Raw genomic sequence first — 13,924 nt, 5'->3', positions numbered from 1 at the left:
AAGTTTTCATAGAAATACAAATTTGGCGATAAAGATCGCGCACAGCACCCACAGGCTCACGGAAATCTCGCGGTGCTTGCCGGTACCAGCCTTGAGCGCCACGTATGTGATAAAGCCCAGGGCGATACCGTCGGCCACCGAAAAGGTCAGGGGCATCATGATCGCGGTGACAATGGCCGGAATGCTGTCGGTGGCTTCATCCCAATTGATATGAGCCATGCTCGCCATCATCAGCATTGCCACGTAGATCAATGCACCGGCAGTGGCGTAGGCCGGGATCATGCCCGCCAGCGGCGCGAAAAACATCGCCGCCACAAACAGCACGCCCACGGTCACCGCAGTCAACCCCGTGCGGCCGCCAGCGGCGACACCGGCAGCGCTTTCCACGTAGCTCGTCACGGGAGGTACACCGACCACCGCGCCGAACACGCTGGAAGCGCTGTCGGCCTTCAGTGCGCGGGACAGGTTATCGATCTTGCCATCGGCATTGACCAGCCCGGCGCGTTGCGCAACGCCCATCAGTGTACCTGCGGTGTCAAACATGTGTACAAAAAGAAAGGCAAATACCACGCTGATCATGCTGACATTGAATACACCCTTTACATCCATGGCCATCCAGGTGGGCGCCAGGCTCGGCGGCGTGGAGAGAATGCCGTTGTAATGCACCACGCCCAGGCCCCAGCCGGCCAAGGTCACGGCAATGATGCTGATGAGGATTGCGCCGAACACGCGGTGGTAGCTGAGGATGGCAATCAGCAGGAAACACACCGCCGCCAGCAGCGGCGCAGGCTCGTGCAGCGAGCCGAGTTTGATCAGTGTGGCTGGGCTGTCGACAATGATGCCGGCGGTTTTCAGGCCGATCACGCCGAGGAACAGACCTACGCCTGCACCCATCGCATGGCGCAGGCTCACGGGGATGCTGTTGAGCAGCCATTCGCGCACGCGGGACAGCGTCAGGCCCATGAACAGCACGCCGGAAATAAACACGGCGCCCAGCGCGGTCTCCCAGTGGTAACCCATGGTACCGACCACGGTGTAGGTGAAGAACGCATTCAAGCCCATGCCCGGCGCCAGGCCCACTGGCCAGTTGGCATACAGGCCCATCAACAGGCAACCCAGCGCGGCGGCGATGCAGGTGGCGACGAAGGCCGCGCCGTGATCGATACCGGCGTCGGCCATGATGTTCGGGTTGACGAAGATGATGTAAGCCATGGTGATGAAGGTGGTGAGGCCGGCGATCAGTTCGGTCTTCACTGTGGTGCCGTGCAAGCTGAGTTTGAACAGACGTTCTAGCCAACGGCTGTCGGGCGGGGCGATGTCCAGCGTAGGGGCTTCGGATTTGCGGCTATCCACAGCGAGTACTCCTCAAGAGTTTTATTGTTATTTCCAGCGCCGGTCACGAATGTGGGCAACAGCGCTTTGAGGTACTGGCGGGTTTGTTGACCAGTAGGTCAGGAACTCGCACGCAGTGGATTATGCTTTTGTATACAAATAAAGCAAATAATGTTTTCGATCATCTGCGCAAAAGAAGATGAAAGGCTAATTCCCCGCGCTCAGCGCCTGATTCACCGCCAGCCACCCCGTCACGGCTTCTTCCCCGGCTTCGTGGAAGGCGCGCTGCAGCAACTTCACTTGTTCACGGCGCAGTGACTGTTCGAAACGCCGGCCTTCCTCGGTCAGTTCCAGCAGGCGCTTGCGCTTGTCGGTCTCGGACGCGACGCTGTCGACCAGGTGCATTTCCTGCAATTGGCGCAGTGGCATGTTCAACGCCTGCTTGCTCACGCCGAGCAATTCCAGCAGTTCCTTCACGCTCATTGCGGGGTAGCGCGCGATAAAAAACACGATGCGCTGATGCACGCGGCTCAGGCCACGGCGTCCGAGCATTTCGTCGGCCTTGGCGGTAAACGCCTGGTAGCCGAAAAAGAATGCTTCCATGGCATCTTGCTGGGCAGTGGGGTTTTTAAGGTCAAGCATATTGACGTATCCGTGCAAGTCGTCGTAATTTCGGTCAACCAGTTTGACGTATTTCCCACAGGCTTCGCTAGCGGTGACCTTATGGCCTTCTCTGAACGTGTTACGCGCCTCAAAAGCTCCTTGATCCGTGAAATCCTTGCGGCAGCCCAGCGCCCGGAGGTGATGTCATTCGCCGGTGGCCTGCCCGCCGAAGCCATGTTGCCGGCGTTGAATTGGGATGACATGCCACTGAACATTGGCCAATACGGCATGAGCGAAGGCGAGCCACGGCTGCGCGAATTGCTCGCGGCCGAGGCCTGTGCGCTGGGCGTGCCGTGCGAGGCCGGCCAGGTACTGGTGGTCAGTGGGTCCCAGCAAACCCTGGACCTGGCGGCCAAGCTGTATATCGACAAGGGCACGCCGATTTTGCTGGAAGGCCCGACCTACTTGGCCGCGCTGCAGATCTTCCAACTGTTCGGTGCCGACTGTCTCACCGTACAACTGGAGGCCGACGGCCCCAACCTGATGGGGTTGCGCGCCAACCTCGAACGCCATCGACCGGCATTCGTCTACCTGATCCCGACTTTCCAGAACCCGTCGGCGGTGCGTTACAGCGAGGCCAAGCGCGAAGCCGTGGCCGCTTTGCTCGATGAGTTCGGCGTGACGCTGATCGAAGATGAGCCCTATCGCGAACTGACCTTTGATGGTGGCAGCGCGAAGCCTATTGTCGGGCGCCTGAAAAAAGCCAGCTGGATCTACACCGGTACTGTCTCCAAGACGCTGTTGCCCGGCCTGCGTGTGGGCTATCTGATCGCCAGCCCGGACCTGTTCCCGCACCTGCTCAAGCTCAAGCAATCAGCTGACCTGCATACCAATCGCGTCGGCCAATGGCAGGCATTGCAGTGGATCGGCACTGAAAAATACCGGCAACACCTGGCGCAGCTGCGCAGTTTCTACCGTGAGCGCCGCGATGTATTCCAGGCCGCTTTGGTGCGTCATTTCCACGAACTGGCTGACTGGCAGGTGCCCCAGGGCGGATTATTCTTCTGGCTGACCTTGAAACAACCCCTCGATACCCGCACTTTGTTGGCGCAAGCATTGGAGCAGGATGTCGCGTTCATGCCCGGTGAACCGTTCTTTTCCGAGCCGGACCAGCATCTTGGCTCGTTGCGACTCAATTTCAGCCATATTGACCCGGCCCGCCTGGACGAAGGTCTCAAGCGCCTGGCCGCGGTGGTCCGTCAAGCACAGCACGCGCAAGCGGCATAAGGGGAGCCTCATGTACAAGGTTTATGGCGATTACAAGTCGGGCAACTGCTACAAGATCAAGTTGATGCTCAACCTTCTGGGCATTGAATACCAATGGATCGATGTCGACATCCTCAAGGGGGACACCCAGACCGCCGAATTCCTGGCCAAGAACCCGAATGGCAAAATCCCGGTATTGGAACTGGAAGACGGCACCTGCCTGTGGGAATCCAACGCGATCCTCAACTTCCTGGCCGATGGCAGCGAGTTCCTGCCGTCCGAACCGCGCCTGCGCACACAGGTGCTGCAATGGCAGTTCTTCGAGCAGTACAGCCATGAGCCGTACATTGCGGTGGCGCGGTTTATCCAGTTCTATCTGGGCCTGCCGCCAGAGCGTCTGGAGGAGTACAAGAAACTGCACAAAGGCGGCTACAAGGCGCTCAAGGTCATGGAGCGTCAATTGCAAGTGACGCCCTATCTGGTGGGGGAGCAATTCTCTATTGCCGATGTGGCGTTATATGCCTACACCCATGTGGCCCATGAGGGTGGTTTTGACCTGGACGCTTATCCGGGTGTGCAGGCGTGGTTGGCCCGCGTTGCCAGCCATCCTAAGCATGTGCCAATGCTGGACTGACTGACTGACTGACCGGCGCGAGCGCAGCGTGCGGGCGATGGCGTTCTTGAGAATGCCATCGCCGGTAGGGCGCGAGGTCGACATGGCGGAGTCAACATTCCATTTGTGGGACCTGCAAATGGGAAAAATAAGCCTTTTAAGCAATTTGAGGCAAAAAGCGCGATCCGTTTCTGGGACGATGTGTGTAATTTATAAATGCACTAAAAAATTACGCCATGCGGGAACGTTATGCTGCCACTTAATTATTTATGTTGGTTGCCGGATCGTATTTCATTAAAACCCTTGAGCACGCTTGAACAATCACATGGTTTAAAGCCAGGCGCCGGCAAGGTACTTCAACGTTATTACTCTTTGCATTCAGTCGGGATGTCTTCCAGCACACATGCCAGCATGCTGGTTGAGACAGTGCGCGCAATGCTAGTAGCAAATCCCCAGGCAGTCGAACTTAAGGGATGCTTGGTCTATGCCAAGACTCAGACACATAACACGTTCTTTGATAATCATTGGTTGGCGGACATTGCCGAGGTATGTGGTATAGGTCACTGGGAAGTGCTCAGCACCAGTATGAACCATTGTTCCTCTGCCATGTCAGCGATTCATTTATTTAAAAATAGATTGGTCAAGCGCAATGAACCCATGCTGTTGTTAACGGGAGAGAAGGCTTTTCATAGTGCTATCAATCGGCTCGATAACAGCGTGCTGGCCGAAGTGCCTGCGGCAATGCTGCTCAATGCGGGGCCTTCCCCGTGGTATGTCACGCACACGGCTGTAAGGCATATGGCTTCTTTTTATGACAACCACCGGGGTGAGACGCCAGCGCGTCGACGCGAATTGTATGCGTCGTTGGAGCAGGACTATTACGATTTTTATCTCTATGCATTGGATAAGTTCAATGTGCCGGCGGGCAGCATCGACGCCATTGTTCCCTGCAATCTTGACTTGCCGATGCTTAAGAGAGTGGCTGATAAACTGGACTTCAAAGGGATACTGTTTACCGAACATATTGCCGAATATGGTCATGCTTACTGTTCGGACATCCTGTTCAACTTGTCCGGCCTGCTGAAAAATTTTACAGGGCAACGAATACTCTGCCTGACCATGGGCATGGGCGTTACGCTTTCATGCGTTTTAATCGAAAAAAAACAAAACAGTGAGGTTTTACATGTCTCGTCTTCTCTTGGCGGTTAACGAAGCACTCAATGATGTTATGTCTTCCAGTGTCTCGGTCAGTTTGGAAACAGACTTCAACGAGGACCTGGATCTGGATTCGGTGTTATTTGTGCAGTTCCTGTTGACCCTTGAAGAAAAGGTCCCGGGGTTGATGTTTGAGCCAGACCAGATCAATCAGGATGCATTTACCTCGGTTGGCAAATTGATCGCCTGGATCGAACAGCATCTTCAGTTGGAGAACTCATATGCCTGACGGTGCGTTTAACCGAATTTATCAGCTGTTTGCGGACCACGAACCCGCAGATGCTGTGCGACTGTTGCGTCTTGAGGAGGCACAGCAAGCCACGTGCGTGTTCAGCCAGGGTTATCAAATCGTACCAGACGACTTGACTGTCGAGGCTTACCCATCAGTGCCGGAGGACAGGGTGCTGGCTTCAATCGGTCTCGATCTGAAGTTTCTGGGCAGGGAGCAGTTGGCAGTCGCTGGCGACACCTCAATGACTGCTTCCGTCGCCGCCCGCTTGGGACTGTTGACGCGAATGTTGAATGTGAGTTGGACCCATTTGTCCGAGCGCAGGAGCTTTGGTATGAAAACGACCCGGCACCAGTTGATCAAGGCGGACTTCGCGGATCTGAGCAGTCAGTGCAGCTTACTGATGCTGCAATGGGAGATGCGTATTGCGGCACAGGACTTTCAGGACACTGAAGACGATCACTGGCAGATCACCCAACTGACCAACCGAGCGGAAAAACTGATGGGTGGCCATGGTTATCTGCTGGGCGCGACGCACACGCTGTCTTATCTCTCGATGATGTTTTACAGCCTGTATGGCAAAACCTCCGGCCACTACGCCAGCCCACGGCATGACAGCGTGGGGGAGGTCGTGTGAATACAACACCGGGTTTGGTTCTGTCGCAACGCCAAGGGGCAGCTCGGGATATTGCGGATCTGCTGAAGCTTGCCTGGCCCATGATTGTCGTAGCCGTCGCGGTGTCGTTTTCACAGAATATCCAGACCGCCATTTTGGGGCATGGCACTGAAACGACATCGATTTATTGGCTGTCGATGATCCAGCCGTTCAGCTTTTTGTTCCTGGCGATTCTCGAATGCCTGGCCATCAGTAATCAGGTGTTCAGTGCCCGGTCCGTGAACCTCTGGTCAAAACAGAAAGTCCTGAGGGCAACCTCAATCCTATCCGTCCTGGGTATCCTGATTGTTGCGCTACTGAGTGGGACGACTGCGTTATCCGCGCCATGGCTGGAGAACCTGCTTCCCGTAACCGGGGGGCGCTTTTATCAACAGGCGCTGCCCCTCTATTTCCTTTCGATGTTGCCGTTCATTCAACTGGAAATGTGCAACAGCGCCCTGCGAGGGCAGGGCAGGAGCGCACTGAGCATGCTCCTGGTGATGGCCTACATTGTTTTGAACGCTGGTATTTGCTACGTCAGTTACCACGTCTACGGGCTGGGCTTCTATTCGATCATCGTAGCCAATGCTCTGGCGTCCGGCCTGTTGATCCCGGTCGCGACATGGCTGGTATGGCGTGTGGGGCATCAGGCTCAGGATGATCGGCCGCAGGCATTCGTTGCCCGATTGAAAGGCCTGATCCAGCAGGTGGGCTTACCGATTTTTGCATCGTTTATCGTGGTGTTCTTCAGTTCGCTGCTGGTGTTCCCACTGATTGGGACCTTGGGTGAACAGTACGTCGCCGCGTTTCTGATCATCACCAAGATCCGGATGTTTATTGTCATTCCCGCCGTGGCATGCGGCTCCGCCTTGGCGATCTTGATAAATCAGCGCCTGACGATCAGTAGCGGTGAAGGGCTGAAATGGCTTTTGCACCGCGGCTTGATGTTTATTGGCGGGCTTTATCTCGTACTGACCGCGGCGGTCTATTTCAGTGAACAAACACTGATCAGTATTCTTTCAAGTAATGGGGCGATCAGGGAAGCTAGCAGCCAGATGATGCTGATCTTATTGCCGACCTTCTTCCTGACGGCGTTTGTGGCTTCTTTACAGGCTTTACTCGAACAACTGGATCAGGCACGCCGGGTATTAGTGCTCACCGTCATCATCGAAGTGCTGATGGTGATCGTTTTATTGGTCGGTTGGGAGCGTTTCTCCAACTTGAAAGCGATCATGAGCATTATCATTCTGTTCAGTACCATTAACTTTCTGGCTTTCGTTAACGAGTATTGGCGGCTCGCAAATAAACTAGGGCGTGAACATGCTCTTTAGTGTGATTTATCCCCTGTTATTGGTCGTTGCGCTGGTCCACCAAAATTACCTTCGCGTGCTGGTGATCATGCGCATGCGACCTACATTGTTAATGAAGGCGCGGGTCAGGCCCACCACTCACTATGTTCGCGTATGCCGTTTGATAAGACTGTTCGACCTTTATTCGCTGGATCTGATGTCTTCCTATCTTTCGGCGCTGTATGCGTTGCGTCTATTTGAAAAGACCCGACCATTACCCTATAAGCCCGCCGAGCTGATGTTGCTCAGCCAATGTCAACAGGAGAGTTTTACGTGGCGGCGCACGGTCGGGAAAATGTTTATTTACCCTCAACCTGAGCCGCATTCGGAGAAAGTACTGCTGCTGCATGGCTGGGACGGTCGCAGCATTATGCTCAGGCATCTTGCCCAGCGCCTGCAGGCCAAGGGGTATAGCGTCTTCGCACCGGATCTGCCGGCGCATGGGATCTCCCAGGGCAAGGGTGTCTCTTTTTACGATCTCTCCAGAGCCGTCATCGATATAGAGCGCCAATATGGCCCTTTTTCTGTGGTTATCGGCCATTCATCGGGCGGCTTGGTGGGCTGTATGGCAGCGTTGCAAGGCCTGCTATTCAAGCGAATGATCTTGATCAGCAGTCCGTGCAGTTACGGCGAAGTGCTGGATAATTATGTGCTCAGTCATAAGATGCCTCGTGACATTGCAGCGTCAATGAAAAAGCTGTATCAGCTACGTTATGGCGTGCATCCGGATAAAATCGGACCTGAACTCATTGCACGAATAAAGCAGCCTGTGCTGATCCTGCATGACAAGGGCGACGTGAGTATCGACTTGGAAGATGCGATGGTGCTTAACCATGTATTGGGCAAAAGCAAACTCATTGTGACTGAGGGCAAGGGGCACAATGGCGCATTGCGCGACGCCACGGTATTTAATCGTATTGCAACTTTTCTGGATGCGACAACGCAAGAGGATTATTTCGCTATTGTTAACCCTGCGTTGTGTTTGCGTGCGGCGTTTAACATACGGATCAAACGCTCGAGGCGTTGACTTTATATAGCCCGATTATTCGTCCAGCTCTATAAATCCCAGAACTTTATTGCCTTCCCCTCAAGTACTCATACGCTATTGCCGGCCAAGGTTTTTCGTCGCTTCAGTTTTCCCCGGAAAACGAAAGCTGTCGCCTCATGATTGCGCGGTTTTTATGCTGGGTCGAGTGTGTGAGTAACCTGAGGTTCGTGCGTCTTTCGTTGGTTTTTATTGTTATAGTGAATTGATGTTGTTGATCAACATGTTGCGGGAAAACCCATTGCGTTGCATGCCAAAGATGAAGTCATATTCAGTGGCTTCTTTCTTGGATTCGTAATTTCCCGACTTCATGACACACTGTTTGAGTTTCAACGGTGTTTCATTATAGGTTTTACTGAAGCTGCGAGAAAAATGTGGCAATGATGAAAAACCGCACGCATAGCTGATATCCGTCAGCGACCATTCCGGCGCCAGATGGATAAATTCCTTCGCCAGTGCCAGGCGAACTTTCCACATCCATTTAATTGGCGTCACGTTGTAAAACAAGTTGAACACCCGACAAATATCAAATCGTGACTTACCACAGATTTTTTCGAGGTCTTCCAAGGTAATCTCCTCTGAAATATTTTCCACGATGTGATTGATCACTTTGACAATACACATGGCCTTGTCGGTGTGTGCCTGCTTGCCGTAGATATCAAAGTGACGTTTGTACAGGTCATCCATTATTTGTTGTGTAAACAAAGTCTTTTCAGCATTCGAAATTTTACGTTCCCACATACAGACTCCGTTCTGCAGCGCTCAATGGCGAAGCGTTTTAGTTATGTGTGTTGGCGTTTGATGCGGGGAAGGATAGGCAATTGCTATGCCATTTTTTCGCATGTTTCAAGTGGCTGTTTGTTAAGTGTTTTTTTTGTATTTCCCAATTTATGGAAAATTGGATCCCATTTTCGACATGTTTTTTTTAGGACCACTATTTTTCATCCCATTATTGGGACGAGGTTTCCCGTATTTGCTACGCCCCATATGGTTAAGCCCGCATACAGGTTTTAGTGGAAATTCCGGAATTGGAACGCACAGCCATTTGTATGGAGTGCACATCGCTGTGTATTTTTAAAATATGCTTAATTATCAGTTAGTTACGTATTTTTTATGCACTGGCATGGAATGTGCTTTACTGGTTTCAGTTGTTAACATTGGTACTCTCATGGATATCTCGATCGCGCCGCCGAAAAATAAGCTTGTACTGAAAAAACACAGTAAAGCCATTGCGGCTGGCGTTTTTTTACTGTTGCTTTTGCTGGTTATCTATAACTATCAGTTCTCGCCCTACCAAGTATCCCGCAGCAGTGTCACGGTTGCCGAAGTCAAATACGGTAACTTCGCCGTCGAAGTGCGGGGCAACGGGGTGCTCTTGCCCTTGGACATCAACTGGGTAGCGGCTAACGTTGACGCTCGGGTGGAGGAGGTCATCTATAAGGCCGGGATGAAAGTCAGCAAGGGAGAACTGCTGGTTGTCATGAGCAATCCCACCCTCGAACAGAGGCTTCAAGAGAACCAGTTGGAACTTAAAGCGCTGCGGGCGGAAACGGAGGCAAAAAATGCCGAACTGCAAAATAAAATCCTCAATCAAGAAGCCTTGATGCTGGATGCCAAGAGCCGGCTGCTCGGTTCCACGTTGAAACTGGCCGCGCAGAAAAAATACATCGCCGCGGTGCCGCGGCTGGAGTATGAAACCACACGCATCCTGACCGAGCAGTACACGCAGCAAGTCGGTTTTGAAGAGCGCCGATTAAAGACGCTTAAACTCAGCGTCCAGGCGGATAACAAGGCCAACTTTATGCGCCTGAATAAATTCGAATCGCTGGTTGCATTGAGCCAGCAGGAAGTTGACTCGCTCAAGGTCAAGTCGCCAATAGATGGCATTTTGCAGGATGTGAAAGTCCAGGTCGGTCAACGGGTAACGGTTGGCAGTGATATTGCCCGGCTTGCCAAGGAGAAAGAATTATACGCCGAGCTCAAGGTGCCCGAATTGCAGTCGCGCGATCTCGCAGTCGGGCAAGCCGTCACGATCAACACCGGGCGTAGCCGGTTCTCCGGGGTGTTGTCCAGGGTCGATCCTGCGGTGATCAACGGTACGGTCAAGGTCGACGTCACATTCAACCAGCCCTTGCCTCAGGAGGCCCGTCCGGACCTCAGCGTCGACGGTTTGATTGCAGTGACGAAAATCAATAATTCGCTGTATGTCGAGCGCCCGCCATTCGCGCAGAATAACTTGCCTTCCATGCTCTACCGCCTGGATGACAAAGACCGTTCTGCGACCAAGATGAAAGTGGATTTCGGGCAGGGTTCTGCTGACTACATTCAGATCACCCGCGGGCTTAACGCCGGCGACAAAATAATACTCAGTGACAGCACCGCCTGGCAGGGGGCCGATCAGATTGAAATTGCCAACTGATACAGCTCGAGCCAGCCACCGGAACAATGCCCTGGAGACAATAAAGATGGAACCTTTGGTAGCTCTGACGGATGTAAACAAAATCTTCCTGACCGACGAAATCGAAACCCATGCGCTCAGCAAGATCACGCTCACCATCTCAAAGGGTGAGTACGTGTCTATATCAGGGCCGTCAGGCTGCGGTAAATCGACGCTGCTCTCTGTCCTGGGGTTGCTGGACACCGCGTCGAGCGGCACTTATCAACTGGCGGGCCACAACGTCGACAACATTTCCAAGAAACAGCGTGCGCAGGTGCGTAATCGAGACATCGGCTTTATTTTCCAGTCGTTCAACCTCATCAGTGAGCTGACGATTGAAGAAAATGTCGCGCTGCCACTGACTTACCGTAGTGATATTTCCAAGTCCGAGCGTCATCAACGTGTGGCCGAGGCATTGGCCAAGGTCAACATGTCTCACCGTAGTCGTCACTATCCCTCGCAGCTCTCCGGCGGTCAGCAGCAGCGTGTTGCAGTGGCTCGGGCGATTGTCGGCAACCCGTCTATCCTGCTGGCGGACGAACCCACTGGTAACCTGGATTCGCATAACGCCGAAGCGGTACTGGATATTCTCGATAAGTTGCATCAGGAAGGCGCCACCATCTGTATCGTGACCCACGATCCGCGCTCGGCGGAGCGTGCACAGCGCAGTATCGTCCTGTCTGACGGCAAAGTTGTCGGCGATGGGGAACAGGCACGGCCACTGAGCCTGGTGAAGGAAGCATAAGATGCTTTTTGACATTCGTTATGCGTTGCGTCTGCTGCTCAAAAGCCCTGGCTTCACCTTTGTCACGGTGCTGATCATGTCCTGCGGGCTGGCACTGACCCTGTATATGTTTTCGGTCATCAATACCATCATGTTCACGCCGCTTCCTTATCCGGACGGTAAAAGCATGGTGCTGGTCAACCCCACCGTGAATGGTGTCAGCCTGAGCGATTCGGGCCTGAATTTCATGGACTACAGCGATATCAAGGCACGCACCACCCAGCTCGAGGATATGGGGTATTTCTACGCAGAGCGCGCCGATATCAGTGATGGCAGCAAGGCTGTTTCCTATATGGCCATCCGAAACACAGCACACATGTTTTCCTATGTCGCGGTTCAGCCGTTCCGTGGGCGCGTGCTGAACCAAGAAGACGTGCAAGCAGGCGCTCAGCCTGTCGCAGTGATCAGCTACGCGATGTGGCAAAACTACTTCGCTTCCGATGCGCAGGTGATTGGTCGTGATATCAGGATCAATGGTGTCCATACCCGCATCGTCGGCATCATGCCGCAGAACTTTGCCTTTCCTTTTTTCCATGACCTGTGGCTGCCTTCGCAGCTTGAACCTTCACAGTACCTGGTGCGCAAAGGGGCTCCGGAGGTGTCGGTGTATGCGCGCCTGAAGCCCGGAGCCACCCTTGAGGATGCCAATCGCGACCTCAGCAGAGTGATGCAGGCGCTGGCTCAGGAGCATCCGGAAAGCAACAAAGGGCTGTCTGCCCAGGTGCTGACCTTCCAGGAAAACTTCATGGGCGAGGAGACCACGCCGATCTTTATCGTCATGCTGCTCGCTGTCTGTTTTGTGCTGATGCTGGCCTGCTGCAACGTCGGCAATCTGTTGCTGGCCAGGACCACAGAGCGTTCCAAAGAGATCGCGATTCGTGTCGCATTGGGTTCTCCTGCAGGTCGCCTGGTCCTGCAAATGATGCTCGAAAGCCTGTTCATCTGTTTTCTGTCCGGCATTGTGGCGGTGCTGCTGGCGGCATGGGGGTTGGAGATCACCAACACCATACTGCCCGGCTTCGTGCCCAATAAGATCCCGTTCTGGTGGCAACTGTCGCTCGACAATGTCCTGGTCCTCAATGCCCTTGTCCTGGTGATCATCACGGCTGTGCTCACCAGCGCATTGCCGGCCTGGAAGATCGTCCATGGCAATTTCAATGATGTGCTGCGTGATGGCACCCGTGGCGCCCAGAGCCGTGGCGCAGGCCGGGTTTCACGGATCCTGGTGATCTTCGAAGTGGGGCTCTCGTGCTCGATCCTGTGTATCAGTGCGTTGTTTGCATTGTTGGTCTACCAGGCGACACGCGCGGATTATGGTGTGGATACCAACAACTACCTGACCGCGCAAATCCACCTCAACACTAACAGCTACCCTGACGATGCAAGCCGTATCCTGTTCTACCAACGCCTGAAAGAGGCGGCCAGTGCGATCCCCGGGGTGGAAAGCGCGGCATTGACCACCAGTACTGTCGGACAATTCACTATGCCACACCAGGTGGAGGTCGACTCATCGACTATTAACAAAAACGAGCGCTGGTCTTACCCCATCGTCAATGATGTACAGGTGATGCCGGGCAGTTTGTCGGCGATGGGCATTGTCCCCATGGCAGGCAGGGAGTTCGTTCACAGTGATACCCAGGATTCACAACAGGTGGTCGTGGTCAGCCAGTCCTTTGCAGAGCAGTTCTGGCCGGGCGAGCGTGATGTGATCGGCAAGCGCCTGCGTTTTCGCGATACCGACGACCAACGCTGGTATACCGTCGTCGGTGTGGTGCCCAGCGTGATCCACGGGCGGCCTTTCAGTGCCTTCCGCCACCGCACCACCGTGTACCGTTCCCTGGAGCAGCAACCCGCCTCGTCGTTGATGCTGGTAATGCGCGCGCAAAATCCTGAAACGGTAGGGCCTGCGCTGGTCAATGCGGTCCGTCAGGTCGACAACAACCTGTCCGTCAATCAAATCCAGACCTTGAATGAACGCTTGGCCCGCAACACGGCCGGCTTGCATTTTATCGCCAACCTTTTCATGTTGTTCGGTCTGGTGGCGATGATACTGGCGGCCACGGGTATCTATGCGGTGATGTGCAACCTGATCAATCAGCGCACCCAGGAAATTGGCTTGCGCATGGCCATGGGGGCCACGGAAAGTAATTTGTTACGTATGCTTATGCTTCAGGGCGGCAAGCAGCTACTGACCGGCCTTGTTATCGGCTTGCCTCTGGCATTCTTCGTGGCACCCAAACTGACGCGTGTCCTGGGCAACGGCAACACACCGTTTGTGCTTTTGTTCTGGATGGTGGCGCTGATGATTACGCTGGTCGTGGCGTTGGCTATCTGGCTTCCTTCCCGAAGGGCAACCAATATGTCGCCTGCCGACGCGATTCGTTATGAATAAACGA

13 protein-coding genes are annotated in these 13,924 nt (G+C 54.0%); 10 read left to right on the top strand and 3 right to left on the bottom strand.

Going from position 1 to position 13,924, the window contains the following annotated elements:
- Positions 1–6: 6 nt before the first annotated feature.
- Together M5B97_RS17790 and M5B97_RS17785 are read right to left on the bottom strand one after the other, a co-directional pair.
- Complete coding sequence (locus tag M5B97_RS17790) at positions 7–1,353, bottom strand: NCS2 family permease (protein WP_123717567.1); 1,347 nt, start codon at positions 1,351–1,353, stop codon at positions 7–9.
- A 186-nt stretch (positions 1,354–1,539) separates the two neighbouring features.
- Positions 1,540–1,974 (bottom strand): MarR family transcriptional regulator, encoded by a 435-nt coding sequence (locus M5B97_RS17785; RefSeq protein ID WP_248732191.1) that lies wholly within the window; start codon positions 1,972–1,974, stop codon positions 1,540–1,542.
- Positions 1,975–2,055: 81 nt separating this feature from the next.
- On the opposite strand from M5B97_RS17785, the gene M5B97_RS17780 reads away from it, so the two are divergent.
- The 7 genes from M5B97_RS17780 to M5B97_RS17750 all read left to right on the top strand — a co-directional run bounded on the left by M5B97_RS17780 (position 2,056) and on the right by M5B97_RS17750 (position 8,289).
- Entirely contained in the window at positions 2,056–3,222 is a 1,167-nt protein-coding gene (locus M5B97_RS17780) for a PLP-dependent aminotransferase family protein (RefSeq protein WP_248732190.1), read from the top strand.
- A 10-nt stretch (positions 3,223–3,232) separates the two neighbouring features.
- Complete coding sequence (locus M5B97_RS17775; protein ID WP_123717570.1) at positions 3,233–3,835, top strand: glutathione S-transferase family protein; 603 nt, start codon at positions 3,233–3,235, stop codon at positions 3,833–3,835.
- Between the two features lie 228 nt (positions 3,836–4,063).
- Complete coding sequence (locus M5B97_RS17770) at positions 4,064–5,023, top strand: 3-oxoacyl-[acyl-carrier-protein] synthase III C-terminal domain-containing protein (protein ID WP_248732189.1); 960 nt, start codon at positions 4,064–4,066, stop codon at positions 5,021–5,023.
- Entirely contained in the window at positions 4,998–5,258 is a 261-nt protein-coding gene (locus tag M5B97_RS17765) for a phosphopantetheine-binding protein (protein WP_248732188.1), read from the top strand. Before M5B97_RS17770 ends, M5B97_RS17765 begins: the two co-directional genes overlap by 26 nt.
- On the top strand, positions 5,251–5,895 hold the full coding sequence (locus M5B97_RS17760; protein ID WP_248732187.1) for a hypothetical protein: 645 nt from the start codon (positions 5,251–5,253) through the stop codon (positions 5,893–5,895). The genes M5B97_RS17765 and M5B97_RS17760 overlap by 8 nt, the downstream gene beginning before the upstream one ends.
- A complete protein-coding gene (locus M5B97_RS17755; protein ID WP_248732186.1) occupies positions 5,892–7,244 on the top strand; it encodes an MATE family efflux transporter in 1,353 nt (450 codons plus the stop codon). Before M5B97_RS17760 ends, M5B97_RS17755 begins: the two co-directional genes overlap by 4 nt.
- Positions 7,234–8,289, top strand: a complete 1,056-nt coding sequence (locus M5B97_RS17750) for an alpha/beta hydrolase (RefSeq protein ID WP_248732185.1) — start codon at positions 7,234–7,236, stop codon at positions 8,287–8,289. The genes M5B97_RS17755 and M5B97_RS17750 overlap by 11 nt, the downstream gene beginning before the upstream one ends.
- A gap of 213 nt (positions 8,290–8,502) precedes the next feature.
- On the opposite strand, the gene M5B97_RS17745 is transcribed toward M5B97_RS17750, so the two are convergent.
- Positions 8,503–9,048 (bottom strand): AraC family transcriptional regulator, encoded by a 546-nt coding sequence (locus tag M5B97_RS17745; protein ID WP_248732184.1) that lies wholly within the window; start codon positions 9,046–9,048, stop codon positions 8,503–8,505.
- Between the two features lie 427 nt (positions 9,049–9,475).
- Here M5B97_RS17745 and M5B97_RS17740 point away from each other — a divergent pair, with 427 nt between their 5' ends.
- The 3 genes from M5B97_RS17740 to M5B97_RS17730 are packed head-to-tail and all read left to right on the top strand — an operon-like array spanning position 9,476 to position 13,920.
- Complete coding sequence (locus tag M5B97_RS17740) at positions 9,476–10,726, top strand: HlyD family efflux transporter periplasmic adaptor subunit (protein ID WP_248732183.1); 1,251 nt, start codon at positions 9,476–9,478, stop codon at positions 10,724–10,726.
- A gap of 46 nt (positions 10,727–10,772) precedes the next feature.
- Positions 10,773–11,489 (top strand): ABC transporter ATP-binding protein, encoded by a 717-nt coding sequence (locus M5B97_RS17735; RefSeq protein WP_248732182.1) that lies wholly within the window; start codon positions 10,773–10,775, stop codon positions 11,487–11,489.
- Between the two features lies 1 nt (position 11,490).
- Positions 11,491–13,920, top strand: coding sequence for an ABC transporter permease (locus M5B97_RS17730; RefSeq protein ID WP_248732181.1), 2,430 nt, complete (start codon positions 11,491–11,493; stop codon positions 13,918–13,920).
- Positions 13,921–13,924: the final 4 nt, after the last annotated feature.

The sequence above is a fragment of the Pseudomonas sp. MWU13-2517 genome, assembly GCF_023242545.1.
In the GTDB taxonomy this organism is placed as follows: Bacteria; Pseudomonadota; Gammaproteobacteria; order Pseudomonadales; family Pseudomonadaceae; genus Aquipseudomonas.
The sequence above is the reverse complement of the archived record's forward strand: the minus strand, read 5'-3'. Positions and strand labels throughout refer to the sequence as shown.

What these genes read in the sequence shown, in the direction of transcription:
- M5B97_RS17785 (WP_248732191.1), bottom strand. Translation starts at nt 1,974, where the DNA reads ATGCTTGACCTTAAAAACCCCACTGCCCAGCAAGATGCCATGGAAGCA.
- M5B97_RS17730 (WP_248732181.1), top strand. Translation starts at nt 11,491, where the DNA reads ATGCTTTTTGACATTCGTTATGCGTTGCGTCTGCTGCTCAAAAGCCCT.
- M5B97_RS17765 (WP_248732188.1), top strand. Translation starts at nt 4,998, where the DNA reads ATGTCTCGTCTTCTCTTGGCGGTTAACGAAGCACTCAATGATGTTATG.
- M5B97_RS17745 (WP_248732184.1), bottom strand. Translation starts at nt 9,048, where the DNA reads ATGTGGGAACGTAAAATTTCGAATGCTGAAAAGACTTTGTTTACACAA.
- M5B97_RS17750 (WP_248732185.1), top strand. Translation starts at nt 7,234, where the DNA reads ATGCTCTTTAGTGTGATTTATCCCCTGTTATTGGTCGTTGCGCTGGTC.
- M5B97_RS17775 (WP_123717570.1), top strand. Translation starts at nt 3,233, where the DNA reads ATGTACAAGGTTTATGGCGATTACAAGTCGGGCAACTGCTACAAGATC.
- M5B97_RS17740 (WP_248732183.1), top strand. Translation starts at nt 9,476, where the DNA reads ATGGATATCTCGATCGCGCCGCCGAAAAATAAGCTTGTACTGAAAAAA.
- M5B97_RS17735 (WP_248732182.1), top strand. Translation starts at nt 10,773, where the DNA reads ATGGAACCTTTGGTAGCTCTGACGGATGTAAACAAAATCTTCCTGACC.
- M5B97_RS17770 (WP_248732189.1), top strand. Translation starts at nt 4,064, where the DNA reads ATGCTGCCACTTAATTATTTATGTTGGTTGCCGGATCGTATTTCATTA.
- M5B97_RS17760 (WP_248732187.1), top strand. Translation starts at nt 5,251, where the DNA reads ATGCCTGACGGTGCGTTTAACCGAATTTATCAGCTGTTTGCGGACCAC.
- M5B97_RS17780 (WP_248732190.1), top strand. Translation starts at nt 2,056, where the DNA reads ATGGCCTTCTCTGAACGTGTTACGCGCCTCAAAAGCTCCTTGATCCGT.